The sequence below is a fragment of the Sphingomonas parapaucimobilis NBRC 15100 genome (assembly GCF_000787715.1).
GTDB lineage: Bacteria > Pseudomonadota > Alphaproteobacteria > Sphingomonadales > Sphingomonadaceae > Sphingomonas > Sphingomonas parapaucimobilis.
Window position 1 is genome coordinate 1 of the sequence record NZ_BBPI01000007.1, and the last position, 18,546, is coordinate 18,546.

Sequence of the window (18,546 nt, forward strand, 5' to 3'; positions counted from 1 at the left end):
AGGTGAGGGCCAGGGATGATTTCAGACGCACGTTTTGCGATCGAGGATTGCGGGCAGGCAGTTCGCCCTTATTCCCCGTCGCCCGCAGGCGGCGTCGCCTCGGCGCGGCGCGCACGGCGGTCGGCTTGGTACTGCTGGTTCCACAGGATGCTGCATCCGCTCTGGCCGCCCGTGCCCACCGGCGAGCAGGTGTCCGGGATACCGCCCGCGACGCGACCGACCTGATCCATGGTCGCGGCGCGGTTGACCCAGCTCTGGTTCTGCGCCGGGATCGGCTTGTCGTCACGCAGGGCCTTGGGAATCCGATAGGGTTCGTCGTCCCGGCCGCAGACCACGACCTCCTCCGCCGTGCTCTCGGGGCATTTCTGGTCGCCGGTCAGCGTGACGTTGCGCACCCGCTTGGGCGGCTGGCCGGTGCTGGCCTGCACCTGGTCCGAGATCGCCGCTTGCTGGGCAAAAGCCGTCGCCGGGGTCAGCAACAGGGCGGCAATCAGGGCGGCTCGAACCATGGTGACGAAAACTCCTTATCGCCTGACAACGTCGGACGCCCTTCATGGCTCCATGCTGAACGAAGCCCGGTAAAGGCCGATTTCCGGCGGAATTGCGGCGTTATGTCGCATGATCGGACATTGCGCCACTGTCGCGGCGATCGCACCGCCTGGCATGGGTGATGTGAACGGGGCGTTGCACCGCCCGCGCGATCGGCTATGGCGGTGCCATGATCCTGGTCGTCGACAATTACGACAGCTTCACCTGGAACCTCGTCCATTATCTTCAGGAATTGGGCAGCGAGGTAGAGGTGGTCCGCAACGACGCGATCTCGGCGGGCCAAGCGCTCTCGTCGGGGGCGCAAGCCTTTCTCATCTCCCCCGGCCCCTGCACGCCGACCGAGGCGGGCGTCAGCCTGGACCTGGTCGCCGCCGCCGCCGACGCGGGCCGCCCGTTGCTGGGCGTGTGCCTGGGCCATCAGGCGATCGGCCAGCATTTCGGCGGCCTGGTCGAGCGTGGCGGCCTGATGCACGGCAAGACCTCGCCGGTCTTGCATGACGGGACCGGGTTGTTCCGGGGCCTGCCCTCGCCGTTCACCGCGACGCGCTATCATTCGCTGATCGTCAACGATGTGCCCGACAGCCTGGTCGTCAATGCGCGCGCCGAGGACGGGACGGTGATGGGCTTCCGCCATGCGACGCTGCCCATCCACGGCGTCCAGTTCCACCCCGAGAGCATCGCCACCGAATATGGCCATGCCATGCTCGCCAACTTCCTGCGCGAAGCGGGCGTGGCGCATGAGCTGCCCGAGCGGCTGCGCCCGCCGGTCGAAAACGCCGCGTGACGACTGTCGCGCTTCTGCCAGACGCCGCCAGCCCGCTGTCGCGCGAGACGGCGGCCGCGGCCTTTGCCGACATATTGGACGGTCGCGCCGAGGATGCGGCGATCGCGGCCTTCCTGATCGGCCTGACCGAGCGCGGTGAAACCTCGATCGAAATCGCCGAGGCCGCCCGGGCGATGCGTCAGCGGTTGATCCCGATCGAAGCACCCAAGGGGACCGTCGATGTCTGCGGGACCGGGGGCGACGGCCATCATACCCTCAACGTCTCCACCGCCGTGTCGCTGGTCGTGGCGGCGCTGGGCGTGCCGGTCGCCAAGCATGGCAACCGCGCCGCTTCGTCCAAGGCGGGTGCGGCCGATACGCTGGAAGTGCTCGGCCTCGACATGGAACGCGCTGGGGCGGTGGCGCAGGCCAGTCTCAACGATATCGGCATCGCCTTCCTGTTCGCCGCCAACCACCATCCGGCCATGGCGCGGATCACCCCGATCCGGCGTGCGATCGGGCGGCGGACGATCTTCAACCTGATGGGTCCGCTCGCCAATCCGGCGCATGTCGGGCGGCAGCTGATCGGCATCGCGCGGCCCGACTATGCGACCGTCTATGCCGAGGCGCTGGAGCTGCTGGGGGCCGAGGCTGCGCTGGTCGTCTCGGGTGAGGAAGGGCTGGACGAGCTGTCCGGCGCAGGCCCCAGCATCGCGGTATCGGTCGGCGACATTGCCGCGCCCGCCACCATCACGCCGGAGGATGCGGGCCTGCCCCGCCATCCCATCACTGCCATTCGTGGCGGCGATGCGCGGCACAATGCCGAGGCGCTTCGCCGCCTTCTCGCCGGGGAGCCGGGCGCGTATCGCGACGCGGTTCTCCTCAACGCCGCCGCCGCGCTGCTGGTCGCCGGGCATAGCACCGACCTTCGCCAAGGCGCGGTCGCCGCCGCCCGCGCCATCGATACCGGCGAGGCCGCGGCGCTTCTCGATCGATGGATTGCTTACCGATGACGATGCTCGACCGCATCCTGGAAACCAAGCGCGCCGATGTTGCCGCGCGCAAGGCGACCATGTCCCATGCCGACCTCGACGCCAAGATCGCGACCGTCTCTGCGCCGCGCGGGTTCCGTGCCGCGCTGGACGCCAAGACCGGCCATGCGCTGATCGCCGAGGTGAAGAAGGCCAGCCCGTCCAAGGGCCTGATCCGCGCCGATTTCGATCCCCCCGCCCATGCCCGCGCCTATGAAGCGGGGGGCGCGACCTGCCTGTCGGTGCTGACCGACGAGCGATGGTTCCAGGGGGCCGATGTGTTCCTGGAACAGGCCCGCGCAGCCGTGTCGATCCCGGTTCTACGCAAGGATTTCATGGTCGATCCCTGGCAGGTACATGAATCGCGCGCGCTGGGAGCGGACGCCATCCTCATCATCGTGGCGGCCCTGGACGACACCCAGATGCAGGAGATCGAGGCAGCGGCGATCGAGTGCGGCATGGACGCGCTGGTCGAGGTCCACGACGCCGCCGAGATGGAGCGCGCGGGGCGGCTGAAATCCCGGCTGATCGGGGTGAACAACCGCGATCTCAGGGATTTCACCGTCGATTTTCAGCGCACCTATGAGTTGGTCGCCCATGCCCCCGCCGGCAGCACCTTCGTGGCCGAGAGCGGCCTGACCAGCCGTGAGGATCTGGACGCGATGGCCGCGCACGGCATCCGCTGCTTCCTCGTCGGCGAAGCGCTGATGCGCCAGCAGGATGTCGAGGCGGCGACCCGCGCGCTGATCGGATGAGCGGCCTCACCCATCTCGACGAAGAGGGTTCGGCCCGCATGGTCGATGTCGGGGCCAAGATGGTCACGGCGCGCCAGGCGGTGGCGCAAGGTCGCATCACCATGAGCCGCGACGCCGCCGCCGCGATCCGCGCGGGCAGTGTCCAGAAGGGCGATGTGCTGGCGGTCGCGCGGGTGGCGGGCATCATGGCCGCCAAGAAGACCAGCGACCTCATCCCGCTTTGCCACCCCCTGCCGCTGAGCAAGGTGGAGATCGACCTGGCGCTGGACGAAGCAGGCGTGACCGCCACCGCCACCGCCGCCACGGCGGGCCAGACCGGCGTCGAGATGGAGGCGCTGACCGCCGTATCGGCGACGCTGCTGACCGTCTATGACATGGCAAAGGCACTCGATAAGCGCATGGTGATCGGTGATATTCGCCTGATCGCCAAGACGGGCGGCAAGTCGGGCGACTGGCACGCCTGACGCTTCCGATACGCGGAACGGACGCTGCCCGAAAGCGTCCTAGGGCCAAAAGGAGCGACCGTCATTCTTCTCCCCGTCCTCGAAGCCCAGGCCCGACTGCTCGCCCTGGGCAGCACGCGCCCCGTCGTCGAACTGCCCTTGCGCGAAGCCGCCGGGCGCTGGGCCGCCCGAGACGTGACCGCGCGGCGGACCCAGCCAGCGCACGACCTGTCGGCGATGGACGGCTATGCGATCCGTTTCGAGGATATGCCGGGGCCGTGGACGGTCATCGGCGAAAGCGCGGCGGGGCGGCCCTATGCCGGTTCGGTAGACTGCGGACAGGCGACGCGCATCTTTACCGGGGCGGCCCTGCCGGACGGTGCCGACACCGTTCTCGTTCAGGAGGAAGCCGCACGTGACGGCGCAACCCTGACGCTGGCAGGTGAAGGCCCCGCCCATCAGGGTCGAAATGTCCGGCGGCGCGGATTGGACTTTTCCGAAGGCGCCACGCTGGTCGCCGCCGGGCAGCGATTGACCCCTGCGCGGATCGCGGTGGCGGCGACCGGTGGTCACGCCACCCTGCCAGTCCGACCGGCCGTCCGGGTCGCGATTGCCGCGACCGGCGACGAACTGGTCCCGCCCGGCAGCACCGATCCCACCGCCCTGCCCGAATCCAACGGTGTGATGCTGGCGGCGATGCTTGCCGACCTACCGGTCGAGATCATCGACCTGGGCATCCTGCCCGACAATCTGGAGGCGCTGCGCGAAGCCTTCGCCTCGGTCGAGGCCGATCTGCTGGTCACGACCGGCGGGGCCTCCGTCGGCGATCATGACCTGGTCCAGCCCGCACTGAAGGCGGCCGGGGGCAGCGTCGATTTCTGGCGCATCGCGCTTCGCCCCGGCAAGCCGATGATGGCCGGGCGACTGGGCGATACGGTGGCGCTCAGCCTGCCGGGCAATCCCGTCTCGGCCTTCGTCACCGCGACGCTGTTCGTCCGGCCGCTGATCGCGCATCTGGCGGGCGCCGCCGATCCCCTGCCCAAGCCCATTCCCGCCGTGCTGGGCGAGGATTTGCCCGCCAATGGTCCGCGCATCGACTATCTGCGCGCCGCGATGTTCGACGGGCGGGTCCATGCGGCGGCCATTCAGGACAGCTCGATGCTGCTGACCCTGGCGCGGTCGACCTGCCTGATCATCCGCCCGCCCCATGCCCCCGCCGCCGCGATGGGCGACTCGGCGGAAATCCTGATGCTCGCTTGACGCAAGCCAAAACGTTCCATATAAGTTCCACGTCTGTTCTGGACGGAGGATCGCGATGCTCACCGCAAAGCAGCATGAGCTTGTCTGCTTCATCAACGACCGTTTGAAGGAAACCGGCGTCTCGCCGTCCTTTGAGGAGATGAAGGAGGCGCTGGACCTCAAGTCCAAATCGGGTGTCCACCGCCTGATTTCCGCGCTGGAGGAACGCCACTTCATTCGCCGCCTGCCCAATCGCGCCCGTGCGCTGGAGGTGCTGCGGATGCCCGACCGGCCCGAGAAGCCTGCCGCGGCGGAACCCGCGTCCGGCAACATCCGTACGCCCGCCGCGCGTCCGGCGATCGAACCCGCCAATGACGTGGTCGAAATCCCGCTGCACGGCCGGATCGCCGCCGGTTTGCCGATCGAAGCGTTCGAAGACAGCGCGATGCTGGCCGTGCCCGCCGCGCTGCTGGGCTCGGGCGAGCATTATGCGCTGGAAGTATCCGGCGATTCGATGGTCGAGGCGGGTATCCTGGACGGCGACTATGCGCTGATCCGCCGCACCGACGTCGCGCGCGACGGACAGATCGTGGTCGCGCTGATCGATGATAGCGAAGCGACGCTGAAATATTTCCGGCGGGAGGGCTCGATGGTCCGCCTCGACCCCGCCAACCGGGCCTATGATCCGCAGCGTTACGCGCCCGCGCAGGTCCGGGTGCAAGGTAAGTTATCGGGCATCTTGCGCCGCTACGAATAAGGGCAGCGCAAAATCCCGCCGGACCGCTCGGCCATGGCAAATGGAGCCGGTCGGCGCCAGGCATTCTTATCCGGTTCTGGACAGCGTAACGCCTCCGCCTGCGAAGACGGTTTGAACGCTGTCCAGTACATCGCGCCTGGTTGACGAAGAGGCCTATAGCCCTGCGCCTTGTCCGGCGATCGACCATGGATGTCGATCGCCGGGTTGGCGCATCACCCCCACCATGGGGGGATCGAGCCGGATGGATATCCCGCCAGTCCGCTTCAAGACAGTGCTGTCCAGTTTCAACCAGCGCGGCCGGCACGCATCGGGCAGGCGACGGTCGGCGATGATGATGTCCATCTGGCCACAAAGCGCGACCAATTCTGTCCATGGCACCGGATAGCCACTGCGCGTCGCGGCGATCCGCCAGCGCCGTCCGCCCTGCTCCAGAACGGTCACGCACATATCCCGCCCGCAACGCGCCGCCGGTTGATCGGCCAGCGCCATCGGCTGGGCATCGGTGCCGCTCAGTTCGGACAGGGTGGTCCGCATATAATCCCCCGCCCGGTCACGCAGCAGCGCCATGCCCTGCCCCATCGCGATCCCGGCATGGCGCCCGTCACCGGTCACGATGAGGTCGGGCGCAGGGGCGGCGAGCATGACCGATAGCCCGGCCATCAATGCGGGCGTCCCGAGCCATCGCCACCGGGTCCGCCAAAGCGCGATCCATAGTCCCCCCACGACCGCCAGCCCGAACGCCCATCCCGACGCCACGGGCAAGGCGACCACCGATCCCGGGGTGGCGGACACGGCATGAGCCAGTTCCAGCAACAGGCCCAGGGCCTGACCCAGCAACCACCAGACAGGACCACCTAGCCCCATGGGCTCCAGCAACAAGGCGACCATCTCCAGCGGCATGGCGATGAAGGTCGTCCAGGGAATGGCCACGATATTGGCCAGCGCGCCGTAGAGCCCCGCCTTGTGGAAATGATGGATGGCGATCGGCATCAGCGCCGCCTCGACCACCAATCCGGTCAGCAGCAACGCGCCCAGATGCCGCAGGGCCGCCCAGCGCCAATCGGGATGCGGCCCCAGCCCGCGGCGGATCGCGGAATGCTCGTGCAGCGCGACAATGGCGGTGATCGCCGCGAAGGACAGTTGGAAACTGGCACCCACCAACGCCTCGGGCCGGAAGATCAGCACGATCAGCGCCCCCGCCGCAACGAGGCGCAACGTCATCGCCTCCCGCCCCATGGCCAGGGCGGCAAGGACCAGCATCGCTGCGACACAGGACCGTATCGTCGGAACCTCCGATCCGGTCAGCCACGTATATCCGACGGCGGCAACCGCCCCCGCTGCCGCGCCGATCAACGGGAGCCGAACCCGCAACGCCAGCCATGGCCAGAGCGCCAGCAGTCGGATCGTCAGCACCATGACGATCCCGACGACCGCCGTGATGTGGAGGCCGCTGACCGACAGCAGATGCGCCAGCCCCGCGCGCCGCATCGCCTCCGCATCGTCCTGCGCGATCGCGCCGACATCGCCCGTCGCCAGCGCCGCCGCGATCCCGCCCGCGCTGCCCGGAACCTGCGCCGTGATCCGCTGCGACAGGCGCTGGCGCAAACCGGGGCCTTGATCGGCCAAACGCAGCATCCGCACCGGCGCAAAACCGCGTCCCGTGGCGCCGATCCCCTGAAACCAGGCCGCGCGCGCGAAATCATAGCCTCCGGGCGCGACCGGCCCGGCGGGGGGCATCAGCCGCGCCCGCAACCGGACCTGTGCGCCCTGCCCCAATCCGGCCGGCGCGTCCTCCTGCGGCAACGATATTCGAAGCCGCGGCGGCAGCCTTAGACGCCGCCCGTGCCCATCCTGCGCCTGTACAGGCCGCAGCATCAGCCGGACGATCTGCCGCGCCGCCAAAGGTTCGGCCGCCTCCACCTCGGCGACCATATCCGCCATCACCGGCCGCGCGAGGACAGGCGCGCGAACGGACTCGGCGCGTGCCCAGGCCAGCAGCATTCCCGCCATGACCAGCATCGCCGCCACACCGATGGCGCGCATCACCCGCCCGCCATCGGACAGGGTCACCGCCGCCAGTCCGACGCCCCCGGCCGCCAGCACCACTGCCGCCCAGGCTCGCGGGTCGGGCAGCACGAACCACGCCGCAATCCCGGCCCCCAGCATCACCGGCGTCCATAACGGAATCTGGTTCCGCTCGGCCTCGGCCCATTGCTCCACCACGCGAAGGCGCGGCATTTGGCGGCGCGGACGCATGGTGCTAGGGGCTGCGGCGGCTGACTGGGCCATCGAATCTTATGCTGGGAGTATGCGCGGTTGAGCGCAACACATGATATCGCCACCGGATCGACCATAAGCGGAGTCGTGACCCGTTTCGCGCCCTCGCCGACCGGATTCCTTCACATCGGCGGCGCGCGCACCGCGCTGTTCAACTGGCTGTTCGCGCGGGCGAATGGCGGCAAGTTCCTGCTGCGGATCGAGGATACCGATCGCGCCCGCTCGACCCAGCCCGCGATCGACGCGATCCTGGACGGCATGCGCTGGCTGGGCCTGGACTGGGACGGCGACGCCGTGTTCCAGTTCGCCCGCGCCGACCGCCATGCCGAGGTCGCCCGCGAGATGATGGCCAAGGGCCATGCCTATCGCTGCTACATGACGCAGGAAGAGATTGCCGCCCAGCGCGAAGCGGCACAGGCCGCTAAGCAGCCGCTTCGCATCCGTTCGCCCTGGCGTGACGCCGATCCCGCCACCGCGCCGGAGGGCCAGCCCTTCGTCGTCCGCCTGCGCGCCCCGCGCGAGGGTTCGGTGACGATCGAGGATCGGGTCCAAGGTAGCGTCACCGTCCAGAATGCCGAGTTGGACGACCTGGTCCTGCTGCGTTCGGACGGCACGCCGACCTATATGCTGGCGGTCGTGGTCGACGACCATGACATGGGCGTGACCCATGTCATCCGCGGCGACGATCACCTGAACAACGCCTTTCGCCAGCTGCCCATCTACAAGGCGATGGGCTGGGCCGAGCCGATCTATGCGCATATCCCGCTGATCCATGGATCGGACGGCGCGAAGCTGTCGAAGCGGCACGGCGCGGTCGGGATCGAGGCGTATCGCGACGAGATGGGCATCCTGCCCGAAGCGCTCGACAATTACCTGCTCCGCCTGGGCTGGGGCCATGGCGATGCCGAGATCATCGCGCGGGACGAAGCGGTGAAGTGGTTCGACCTCGCCGCCGTGGGCAAGGCGCCGTCGCGGTTCGACCTGAAGAAGCTCGAAAATCTCAACGGCCATTATATTCGCGAGGCCGACGACGCACGTCTGGCCGAGCTGACCGCCAAGCGGATGGGTGTCGAGGACGTCGCGCTGCTGACCGCCGCCATGCCCGCGCTGAAGCCGCGCGCCGCCAATTTGAACGAATTGGCCGACGGCGCGCGCTTCCTTTTCGCGACCCGTCCGTTGAGCCTGGACGACGCCGCCACCGGCTTGCTCGATGAAAAGGCACGGGGCATTCTCTTTTCCGTTCACACCGCGCTTGACGCGGTGCACAACTGGGATACGGAGCTTTTGGAAGACGCGGTACGCAAAGTGGCCGAAGCCGAGGGCGTGAAGCTCGGTCAGGTCGCCCAGCCGCTCCGCGCTGCCTTGACCGGACGCAAGACGTCTCCGGGAATCTTCGACGTGCTCGTTTTGCTGGGCCGCGAGGAAAGCCTGGGGCGGATTGCGGACCAGATGACCGCAGATAGGAAGGATCACTGAGTATGAGCGACACCGCGAAATTCGAAATCGGCGGCAAGGGCTTTGACTATCCGGTCATGTCCGGCTCGATCGGCCCGGACGTGGTCGACATCCGCAAGCTCTATGCGCAGACGGGTGCCTTCACCTATGATCCCGGCTTCACCTCGACCGCGTCGTGCCGGTCGGAGCTGACCTATATCGACGGTGACGAAGGCGTCCTGCTGCACCGCGGCTATCCGATCGGCGAACTGGCCGAGAATAGCAGCTTCATGGAGGTCGCGTACCTCCTGCTGAACGGCGAGCTGCCCAACCAGGGCGAGCTGTCCGAGTTCACCACGACCATCACGCGCCACACCATGGTGCATGAGCAGCTGGCGGCATTCTTCCGTGGCTTCCGCCGCGATGCGCACCCGATGGCGATCATGTGCGGCGTCGTCGGCGCTCTGTCGGCCTTTTATCACGATTCGACCGACATCCATGACCCGGTGCAGCGCACCATCGCCTCGCACCGCCTGATCGCCAAGATCCCGACGATCGCGGCGATGGCGTATAAGTACAGCGTGGGCCAGCCCTTCCTGTACCCGGACAACTCGCTGTCCTACACCGGCAACTTCCTGCGCATGACCTTCGGCGTTCCGGCCGAGCCGTATGAGGTGAACCCGGCCGTCGAAAAGGCGATGGACCGCATCTTCATCCTGCACGCCGATCACGAGCAGAACGCCTCGACCTCGACCGTTCGTCTGGCTGGCTCATCGGGTGCCAACCCGTTCGCGTGCATCGCGGCGGGCATCGCCTGCCTCTGGGGTCCGGCGCATGGCGGCGCGAACGAAGCCGCGCTCAACATGCTGCGCGAGATCGGCACGCCCGAGCGTATCCCCGAGTTCATCGCCCGCGCCAAGGACAAGAACGACCCGTTCCGCCTGATGGGCTTCGGTCACCGCGTCTACAAGAACTACGACCCGCGCGCGACCGTGATGCAGAAGACCGTGCGCGAAGTGTTCGACGCACTGAAGGTCAATGATCCGCTGTTCGAGACGGCGCTGCGCCTCGAAGAGATCGCGCTGAACGACGAATATTTCGTCGAGAAGAAGCTGTTCCCGAACGTCGACTTCTATTCGGGCGTCATCCTGTCGGCGATCGGCTTCCCGACCGAGATGTTCACCGTGCTGTTCGCGCTCGCCCGCACCGTCGGCTGGGTCGCGCAGTGGAACGAGATGATCACCGATCCCGACCAGAAGATCGGCCGCCCGCGTCAGCTTTACACCGGCCCGACGCAGCGTTCGTATGTTCCGGTCGAGAAGCGCTAAGCCATGAACCGGGTCCGGCCGATCCTGATCGCCATCGGCGTCATGCTGGCGCTGACGGGGGGATTATGGATCGGTCAGGGCCTGGGCTATATCCATTGGCCCGAACAGAGCTTCATGCTCGGCCGGAGCGAATGGGCGGATCGCGGCGCCTTTGTCGCGGTTGCGGGACTGGCGCTGATCCTGGTCGCTCGGCGGATGCCCCGGCGGCGCTGAGCGGTCCACCAGGCCGGCAGTGGAAAGGGCTCCTTAGGGAGCCCTTTTTGCTGGTCGAACAGGATCTGTCGAAAACGACTTCAGCCCCGCCCCAAAGGGGGGGCCATCACCAATATTCAGCGCGCCCGAAGGCGAAGGTGGAAGGTCGCCCCCTCGCCCGGCACGCTTTCCACCGACAAATCCCCGCCCATCGCCCGTGCCAGACGGCGCGCGATATAGAGACCCAGGCCGTTGCCACCAGGCTCGCCGGGATCGACCCGCTCGAACTTTTCGAAAATGCGCGTCTGGTCCTCTGGCGCGATGCCCTTGCCATGATCGACGACGCTGACCACCGCCCAGTCCCCGTCGCGCTCGGCGGTGACGACCACCTCGCCGCCGCGCGGGGTGTAACGGATCGCATTGCCGATCAGGTTGAGCAGGATCTGGAGACACCGGCCGAAATCGCCAATGGCGGGCATCGCCTCATCCGCAGCAGGACGACCGATCGTCACGCTGGCGGCATCGGCGCGTACGCCCAGCAAGCCGGAAGCACGGCGGGCGACATCCGCCAGATCGATCGGCATGGCCGCCAGCCGGAAATCGGGCTGCTCGATCGCCTGCAATTCGACCAGATTGTCGACCAGCCCGATCAGATGCCGCCCGGCATGCGCGATGTCATTGGCATATTCGGCATATTCGGCGGCAATCGGCCCGTCGCTGCGCGCCGCGATGCTGTCCGCATTGGCGACGATCCGCGCCAGCGGCGTGCGCAGGGCGCGGTCGAGTCCGGCCGTAAAGGTCTCGGTCAGCGGCAACCCGCCGGGATGCAGCAAGGCGTCATCCGTGCCCTCCCCCGGCTCGTCGATCAGATAGGTCGCGCCGACCAGCCCGGCGATGCCCCCCATCGCATCATGACGGATCGCCGCCGACAACCGCACCGGCGCATCGGTCGGCCGCAACCGGGCGCCCCGCCCGTCGAGCGGCGCGCCTTCGTCCAGCAGCGCCGTGCCCGAGTCGAACGCGAAGAGCGCCGCCAAAGGCCGCCCCAGCATCGCCTGCGCATCGAAACCATGGCGCATCCCGGCACCCGGCGACACGAAGGTCAGACGAAGCGCCGCATCGGTTTCCCAGCGGAAATCCGCCCCCATCGCGGCATGATCGGGTGGCAGCGCGCCCGGCTTCCACGCGTCCCGATCACGCCAGCCGCTGACGCTCAGGCGGATCTGCCCGGTTTCGGGACGAGCCTGTACCCACAGATCGAGATCGCCCTCGTCATCGGCGACCATCACCTGCCGCGACACCGTGATGCCCAGCCGTCGCGCCAGCCGGGCGACCCGGGCGATGGGTGCCACTGCCAGGCAGTCGCTGACGCTGCCGCCCGCGCGCATATGGAGCAGCTCGATGGGCGGATCGGCCGACAGGATGTGATCGCTCGCATCCAGAATGGCACGCGCGACCATCGACTCGCCGGGGCTATCCATCGAGCTCATCGGCGATCGGAGCCTTCCAGCCGCTCGATGGCCTCTCGAAACGGCGCGGGCAGGCTTAGCGATGCGATGGCCCGGCGGGCCTCTTCGGCGGGAATGGCCATGATCGCGTCCAGCGCCTCGGCAAAGCCATCGACATCGCGCCGCGCGTCCGCCTCGCACAGCGACAGACCGATCCGCGCGATCACCGGCCGATCCTGGTCCAGCGACCGCAGCGCGAGCCAGAGCCGGTCGCCTTCGGGTTCCAGCACGATCTCGCGGACCATGTCATGCTCGATGCCCAGCGCATGGCTGAGGAGGGCGACGAACAAACCCAATTGCCGGTCGGACAGGCTTTCGAGCAGCAGGTCGGGCAATTCGCCCGGCCGCGCGTCGATCGCCCCCGCCAGCCGCATCGCGGGCAGGCCCGACCGTTCACCGTCATCGCGCGCCGCCAGGACACGCTCGACCGCCTGCGCCAGTGCCCGGTCCCAGGCGGGATCGTCGCCTTCGCGCAGGGCCGCCGCCACGGTCCAGACCAGTCGTTCGTGCAGTCGGGTCGGCAGGCCCGCCGCTTCATCGACCTCGCGCGCACGCCCCTCGGCCAGCAGCACCGCACGCGCGGCCGCGGCGACGATCCGGTCGGGGGCTTCGGTCAGGCGGACCAGCAAGCTTGGCGCATCACCGGCCATGTTCTCGATGGGCAGCGCACGGGCGATCAGGCCCTGCCGCACCTGCGCCACCAGTTTGTCGACCAGTGCCGGGTCGGTCAGCGCATCCGCACGATAAAGGCGCCGCAAGACCTCTTCCGGCTGGGGGTGTTGCGCGCCCTCCGGCATGAGCCGATCGGCCTGTTGCAGCAGATCGCGGGCGATCGCCTCGACCAAATGATGCAACCGCCCCGTCACCTCGAACCGGACCTGATCGCTCAGGCGCGATTCGGCATCCAGCCGCAGGTCGAGCACTGCGCCCCGTCGCCGTCCCGCCGCGCGCGCGCGCGCCGCCGCGACGCGGTCGGACAGTCGCGTGGCTTGCCATGGGGAGGCGTGATGTGGGTCCGGTTCGACCGCCATGGGGCACCGCTAACCCCTTTGATGTTAAAGCGACACTAAACTTGGGCGCGCAATGTCTCGATTGCGGACGTTAAAGTGACGATCGCATAGATACTCGCCAGCGCGAGGCCCCAGGGCGCGATGCCGACCAGCGCGGCGGGGAAAAGCACCAGCAGATAGGCGGGCGGGCTGGCCCACCAGCGGCGCCGAAAGCGATACAGCCCGGCCCGCTCCGCCAAGATACCGAGAATGATCAGCATCAAGGCCAGCACCGGCGCGATATCCTCGCCCGACAAACGGAAATCCTGCAACCCGAGCGCCGCCACGGCGAGCCCGGACAGCGCCGCGATCGCCGCCGACCCCGCGCGCGCCGCGCCCTGTTCGTCGCGCAATCCCGCCAGCGTCTCGCCAAGGCCCAGCCCCAGCGTTCCCGCAATGGCGATCAGCAGGCCAAAAGCCGGAAGACCGGACAGGATCAGGACCAGTCCGAGCAGCCCCAGCCCGGCCCCGACCCCGCCCGCGACATGCGCGGGGACCGAGCGCTCGACCAAGCGCGGCAGCGCGAGGCGTGCGATGGGTGCCAGGATATAACGATCGAACCAGCTCCGCCGCCCCGACACCAGCCGCGCGACGACCGCCCGCCCGCGCGCCTCCAGCGCCTCGGCGCGGTGAACGATGCCATGCCCGGCCTTTTCCGCATCGGCGGGCAGCAGGATATGCGTCGCCCGCGCCTGTGCCGCGAGGCGCAACAGCGTCGATTGCAGGTCATAATCGCGGGGCAGTGCCGCCACTTCGGCGACGCGGCGCGGATCGAGCCGCGCGACGCCCGCCCAAGCCATCTGGCCGCCGACCCGCTCCAGCCCGGCTTCGGCCCCCGCCTCGGGCAACACGATCAGCGCGTCATGCCCGGCATCGCGCAGGACCAGCGCGATCGTATCCTCGGTGGTGATCAGGCCATCGGCCAGCACGAGCAATCGCGACAGGGGGTGGAGTTTCTCCGACGCCTCGACCGCGCTGCGCACCGTGTCGACCACCACCCCGCGCTGGGCGATTCGGGCGATCGCGCCGAGCAGTTCCGGGGTCAGGCGCGCAACGACGATGATGATCTGCGCAGCCCCCGCGGCGATCAGCAGGCGCGCCTGATACTCGATCAGGGTGACACCCGCGAACGGCAGGGTGGCCGTCAGCCGACCGGGGCGGTCGTCGGCATCGTCAATCGCAAAGAGAAGACCGGAAAGCATCGCCTGCTGTTAGGCGCTAGAGGCGCGCCATGCCAGCCCCGACCCCGCGAAGTGTCAAAGGCGCGCGACCTGATCCCCGATCCGGTCGAGCAACTGCGCGTCCGGGCTTTCCAGTTCCGCGGCCTGGGCCGCCAGCGTCATCAATGGCAGGGCATTGACGCTGGCCGCCAGCCCCTTCAGCCGCAACGCCGCCTCGCGCCATTCGCCGGCTTCCTCGGCCATATGCATGGCTTCCATCGCACGGGTCACACCCTCGACAAAGGCGTGGCGCAACTCCTGGATCACGGCCGGTTCGTCACCCGCCACCGCCGCCAGGGTAGAATCGATCGTTCCGTGCTCATAGGTCATTGTCTTCGCTTAAACCCGAACCGGGGTTGCACGGAATAGCGCAATTCGCTTTCTGCCATCGGCAAACGTGATAAACCGGCCCATTGTGACACGGGGGCCAAGATGATCGTCGACATGCGCGCAGAGCGTCAGGACAGGTCGGACATGCCGAACGCAGAGGCGGATATGCCGGACTATGCCGCCCAGCCCCCGGCCGGAGAAGCACCTGCCGCCGATCCCCCGCCCTTCGGCGTCTGGCTGGACGAAGGCACCGCGCTGGCCGGAGATGAGGAACCTTCGCCTGCGCGCTGGCCGCTGATCGCCGCGATCCTGGTGTCGGTTCTGTGGGCAGCGGCCATTCTGTTCTGGGGCATCTCGGCCAGTCCGGTGCTTTCCCCCACGACGATGGCACCGCTGGGCACGCTCGCGATCGCCGGGCCGATGCTGATCGCGGTCCTGTGGCTGGTCGGCCAGCGGAACAGCCGCGCCGAGCAACGCCGCTTCGCCCTGACCGCGCGCGACATGCGCGAGGAAGCGGCGGCGCTGGAGCGCGCGGTCGGCGCGATCGGTCAGGCCCTGTCCGCCAACCGCTTCGAATTGTCGGCCCAGGCGATCGCGCTGTCCGAAATGGCGCAGGCCGCCGAGACGCGCTTCAGGACGATCGCCCGTGATCTGACCGACGATATCCAGATGGTCGAGGCGCATGGCCGCACGCTCGCCGATATCGCCATGACCAGCCAGTCGAGCATGACCCAGCTGCTCGACGCGCTGCCCCGCGCGGCGGAGGAGATCGGCGAGGCGTCCGACCGGATGGCGGAGGCGGCACGCTCGGCGCATACCCATGCGATGGAACTGGACGCCCAGTTCGTCGCGCTGGGTCGGCGCGGGCAGGATGCGGATACCATCGCCAGCGGCGCCGCACTCCGGCTGGCCACGCATATCGAGCAGATGGAGGAAACCAGTCGCGTCGCCGGCGCGCATCTGGAAACAGTCACGGGCACGCTGGCCACCACGATCGACGTGCTGCTCGACCGGACGGCCCAGGCCATGGACCAGTCGCGCCTGGGCATCGCCGCCCAGGGCGAGGAGATGCTGGCGATGGTCGCGGCGAACCAGGCCGCGCTCGATAGCGCCGCGCGTGACAGCGCCGACGCGCTCGCCGAGCGCCTGACCCATGTGGACGGCGCCGTCGCCCGCCTGACCGCCGAACTCGAGGCGCAGCGGATCGCCGGCGAGACGATGATCGACAGGCTCGACATCGAATTGGAGCGGGTCGAGACGCGCATCGCGGTGCTGCACAGCCAGGGCACCGAAAAGTCGCAGATGCTCGCCGCCTCGATCAGTGCCTTGGGCGGCTCAGCCGATGCGATGACCGGCGCGCTGGAGGCGGGCGAAACCATGGCCAACCGCGTCATCGGCACGACCGAGACACTGCTGATCGCACTCGATGCCGCCGCGCGCGAGATCGACGAGACGCTGCCCGAGGCGCTGGAACGGCTCGACCAGCGGATGCACGCCAGCCATCAGGTCGTCGTCGAGACGAAGCCCGAATTGCTGGCACTGGTTGCCGCAGCCGAAAGCACGCATGAGGCGATCGAAGCGATCGCCGACGTCATCGCCGAGCAGCGCCAGACGCTGGAGACGCTGTCGGGCTCGCTGCTCGAAACCCTGTCGACCGGCCGGGCCAAGGCCGATGCGCTGGGCATGATGGTCGAGGAGACGATCGAACGCTCGCACCAATTCGCCGATGAGGCGGCGCCGAAGCTGGTCGATGCCTTGCTGCGCGTCCGCGAAACCGCCGCCACGGCGGCCGAAAAGGCGCGCGAGACGCTGGCCGATGTCATTCCCCAGGCCGCCAGCGCGCTGGAAATCGCCAGTGCCGAGGCGATGCGACGCGCGACCGGCGACACCGTCGAGCGGCAGGTTCATGCCATCGTCGACGCCACCCAGAACGCGGTCGAAGCCGCCACGCGCGCGACCGAGCGGCTGGCGCGGCAGGCCGACTTGATCATCGAGAAGACGACCGTCGTCGAATCGCGGATCGAGGAAGCGCGGACCGAGCGCGAGGAAGCCGATCGCGACAATTTCGCGCGCCGCGCCTCGCTGCTGGTCGAATCGCTGAATTCGGCATCGATCGACATCACCAAAATCTATGCCCCCGAAGTCACCGACAGCGCCTGGGCCGCCTATCTGAAGGGGGATCGCGGCGTCTTTACCCGGCGTGCGGTGCGTATCCTCGACTCGCATCAGGCGCGCGGCATCGCCGATCTTTATGACGAGGACCCCAAGTTCCGCGATCATGTGAACCGCTATATCCATGACTTCGAGGCGATGCTGCGCGGCGTGTTGGCGCAGCGTGACGGGTCCCCGCTGGGCGTAACGCTGCTGTCGTCGGATATGGGCAAGCTCTATGTCGCACTGGCCCAGGCGATCGAGCGGTTGCGGTAACCTGGGGCCGCCCCTTGCACTTCGACTTCGCTCAGTGCGAACGGAGGGCGGAAAACTGGCGGTCGAACCTTGCCCCCTGCCGCCGTTCAGCCTGAGCGAAGTCGAAGGCCACGCCCCTTACCCGTTCAGCGCATAGACCCGCAACCGATGCCCATCGGGATCCAGCGCGACGAAGCTCCGCCCGAACGGGCGATCCGTGGGCGGCATCAGCATCGCCACGCCCTTGCCCAGCCAGTCCGCATGACACGCATCCACGCCGTCATGGTTCCGCCGGAATCCCAATTCGATGGCACCCGACTCCCCGTCGGCCACCGGCTCGATCACATCGCGCCGCCACAGACCCAGCGTCGTGCCTGAGTCGAGGGCGAACAGGGTAAAGGCATCGCCCGCGTCGACGGGATCGCGGCCCAATATCCCGCTATAAAAGTCGGTGCTGACGCCCATATCGGCGATGTGCAGCAGGATGGTGGTCGTCGGGCAGGTCATGGCAAAGCTCCTTCGTTCGAGAGGAGCACCGCCTATCCGACGCCTGCGTCAGTTTCCGTCAGCAGGAAACGCTCCTGCGGAATGCCCTCCGCCTCACGCCATTCGCGGAGCATGACCGCGCGACGACGCGGATAGCGCTCGGGCATGGTCCGGGCGGTGACGATCCGATCGATGCGGAACGTGCGATAGGCGCTGCGCAACTCGCACCAACCCAGCAGCACATCGGCGCGGTCGAACAGCGCGATCGCCATCGGCCAGATCATCCGCTCCGACGTCTCGCCCGTGGCATCGCGATACACCAGCAAAAGACGGCGCTCCGCGCGGATCGCGGCCCGCAGCGGTGCGGGGTCGACCTCCGCCTCATAAGTCTCGGAACATGAGCCGATGAATAGAGCGGTATCGCGCATCGCATCGGCTTGCTCCGCCGTCATCGCACGCATGATCCGCGCCGCGGCACTGCGCGCCGCCTGCCCCATCGCCGGGTCCGCCCGCTCCGCGACCCAGCGCGCGCCCAGGACCAACGCCTCGACCTCCTCGACGGGAAAGCTCATTGGCGGCAGCATGAAACCGGGCTTCAGGCGATAACCGACCCCCGCCCCGCCCTCGACATCCGCGCCCATCGCCTGGAGCGTGGCGATGTCGCGGTACAATGTACGAAGCGAAATGCCGAGTTCCCCGGCCAGATGCCGCCCGGACACGACGCCGCTCTGGCGGTGGAGCAGATGCAGCAGGTCGAACAGGCGGGACGCACGCGCCAT

At 68.1% G+C, this 18,546-nt stretch carries 18 protein-coding genes; 10 read left to right on the top strand and 8 right to left on the bottom strand.

Going from position 1 to position 18,546, the window contains the following annotated elements:
* Positions 1–68: 68 nt before the first annotated feature.
* Positions 69–509 (bottom strand): hypothetical protein, encoded by a 441-nt coding sequence (locus SP5_RS01540; RefSeq protein ID WP_042483119.1) that lies wholly within the window; start codon positions 507–509, stop codon positions 69–71.
* 209 nt (positions 510–718) lie between these two features.
* On the opposite strand from SP5_RS01540, the gene SP5_RS01545 reads away from it, so the two are divergent.
* The 6 genes from SP5_RS01545 (at position 719) to lexA (ending at position 5,537) form a co-directional block, all read left to right on the top strand.
* A complete protein-coding gene (locus tag SP5_RS01545) occupies positions 719–1,333 on the top strand; it encodes an anthranilate synthase component II (RefSeq protein WP_042483123.1) in 615 nt (204 codons plus the stop codon).
* Positions 1,330–2,325 (top strand): anthranilate phosphoribosyltransferase, encoded by a 996-nt coding sequence (gene trpD / locus SP5_RS01550; RefSeq protein WP_042483126.1) that lies wholly within the window; start codon positions 1,330–1,332, stop codon positions 2,323–2,325. Before SP5_RS01545 ends, trpD begins: the two co-directional genes overlap by 4 nt.
* Positions 2,322–3,098, top strand: a complete 777-nt coding sequence (gene trpC, locus SP5_RS01555; protein ID WP_042483131.1) for an indole-3-glycerol phosphate synthase TrpC — start codon at positions 2,322–2,324, stop codon at positions 3,096–3,098. The genes trpD and trpC overlap by 4 nt, the downstream gene beginning before the upstream one ends.
* Positions 3,095–3,562, top strand: coding sequence for a cyclic pyranopterin monophosphate synthase MoaC (gene moaC, locus SP5_RS01560; RefSeq protein WP_042483133.1), 468 nt, complete (start codon positions 3,095–3,097; stop codon positions 3,560–3,562). The genes trpC and moaC overlap by 4 nt, the downstream gene beginning before the upstream one ends.
* A gap of 63 nt (positions 3,563–3,625) precedes the next feature.
* Positions 3,626–4,801, top strand: a complete 1,176-nt coding sequence (locus SP5_RS01565; RefSeq protein WP_439645592.1) for a molybdopterin molybdotransferase MoeA — start codon at positions 3,626–3,628, stop codon at positions 4,799–4,801.
* Positions 4,802–4,856: 55 nt separating this feature from the next.
* Positions 4,857–5,537 (top strand): transcriptional repressor LexA, encoded by a 681-nt coding sequence (gene lexA, locus SP5_RS01570; RefSeq protein WP_042483139.1) that lies wholly within the window; start codon positions 4,857–4,859, stop codon positions 5,535–5,537.
* Between the two features lie 153 nt (positions 5,538–5,690).
* On the opposite strand, the gene SP5_RS01575 is transcribed toward lexA, so the two are convergent.
* Entirely contained in the window at positions 5,691–7,775 is a 2,085-nt protein-coding gene (locus SP5_RS01575) for a ComEC/Rec2 family competence protein (RefSeq protein WP_174435493.1), read from the bottom strand.
* Positions 7,776–7,853: 78 nt separating this feature from the next.
* Here SP5_RS01575 and gltX point away from each other — a divergent pair, with 78 nt between their 5' ends.
* The 3 genes from gltX to SP5_RS01590 are packed head-to-tail and all read left to right on the top strand — an operon-like array spanning position 7,854 to position 10,789.
* Positions 7,854–9,290, top strand: a complete 1,437-nt coding sequence (gene gltX / locus SP5_RS01580) for a glutamate--tRNA ligase (RefSeq protein WP_042483142.1) — start codon at positions 7,854–7,856, stop codon at positions 9,288–9,290.
* A 2-nt stretch (positions 9,291–9,292) separates the two neighbouring features.
* A complete protein-coding gene (locus SP5_RS01585) occupies positions 9,293–10,576 on the top strand; it encodes a citrate synthase (protein ID WP_042483143.1) in 1,284 nt (427 codons plus the stop codon).
* Positions 10,577–10,579: 3 nt separating this feature from the next.
* The gene (locus SP5_RS01590) at positions 10,580–10,789 is read left to right on the top strand and encodes a hypothetical protein (protein ID WP_042483146.1); all 210 of its coding nucleotides are present in this window, start codon (positions 10,580–10,582) and stop codon (positions 10,787–10,789) included.
* A 116-nt stretch (positions 10,790–10,905) separates the two neighbouring features.
* Here SP5_RS01590 and SP5_RS01595 read toward each other — a convergent pair whose 3' ends face one another.
* Genes SP5_RS01595 through SP5_RS01610 form a run of 4 tightly spaced genes read right to left on the bottom strand, consistent with a single transcriptional unit; the run spans position 10,906 to position 14,875 of the window.
* Entirely contained in the window at positions 10,906–12,258 is a 1,353-nt protein-coding gene (locus SP5_RS01595) for a sensor histidine kinase (protein WP_369386063.1), read from the bottom strand.
* Positions 12,255–13,307, bottom strand: coding sequence for a hypothetical protein (locus SP5_RS01600; protein ID WP_042483150.1), 1,053 nt, complete (start codon positions 13,305–13,307; stop codon positions 12,255–12,257). The genes SP5_RS01595 and SP5_RS01600 overlap by 4 nt, the downstream gene beginning before the upstream one ends.
* Positions 13,308–13,342: 35 nt before the next feature.
* On the bottom strand, positions 13,343–14,527 hold the full coding sequence (locus tag SP5_RS01605; protein WP_042483152.1) for a hypothetical protein: 1,185 nt from the start codon (positions 14,525–14,527) through the stop codon (positions 13,343–13,345).
* A 54-nt stretch (positions 14,528–14,581) separates the two neighbouring features.
* Positions 14,582–14,875 (bottom strand): hypothetical protein, encoded by a 294-nt coding sequence (locus SP5_RS01610; RefSeq protein WP_042483156.1) that lies wholly within the window; start codon positions 14,873–14,875, stop codon positions 14,582–14,584.
* A 102-nt stretch (positions 14,876–14,977) separates the two neighbouring features.
* Here SP5_RS01610 and SP5_RS01615 point away from each other — a divergent pair, with 102 nt between their 5' ends.
* On the top strand, positions 14,978–17,302 hold the full coding sequence (locus tag SP5_RS01615; protein ID WP_245613365.1) for a coiled-coil domain-containing protein: 2,325 nt from the start codon (positions 14,978–14,980) through the stop codon (positions 17,300–17,302).
* 117 nt (positions 17,303–17,419) lie between these two features.
* Here SP5_RS01615 and SP5_RS01620 read toward each other — a convergent pair whose 3' ends face one another.
* Both SP5_RS01620 and SP5_RS01625 read right to left on the bottom strand, forming a co-directional pair.
* Positions 17,420–17,788 (bottom strand): VOC family protein, encoded by a 369-nt coding sequence (locus tag SP5_RS01620; RefSeq protein WP_042483159.1) that lies wholly within the window; start codon positions 17,786–17,788, stop codon positions 17,420–17,422.
* Between the two features lie 32 nt (positions 17,789–17,820).
* A complete protein-coding gene (locus SP5_RS01625; RefSeq protein ID WP_042483162.1) occupies positions 17,821–18,546 on the bottom strand; it encodes a helix-turn-helix transcriptional regulator in 726 nt (241 codons plus the stop codon).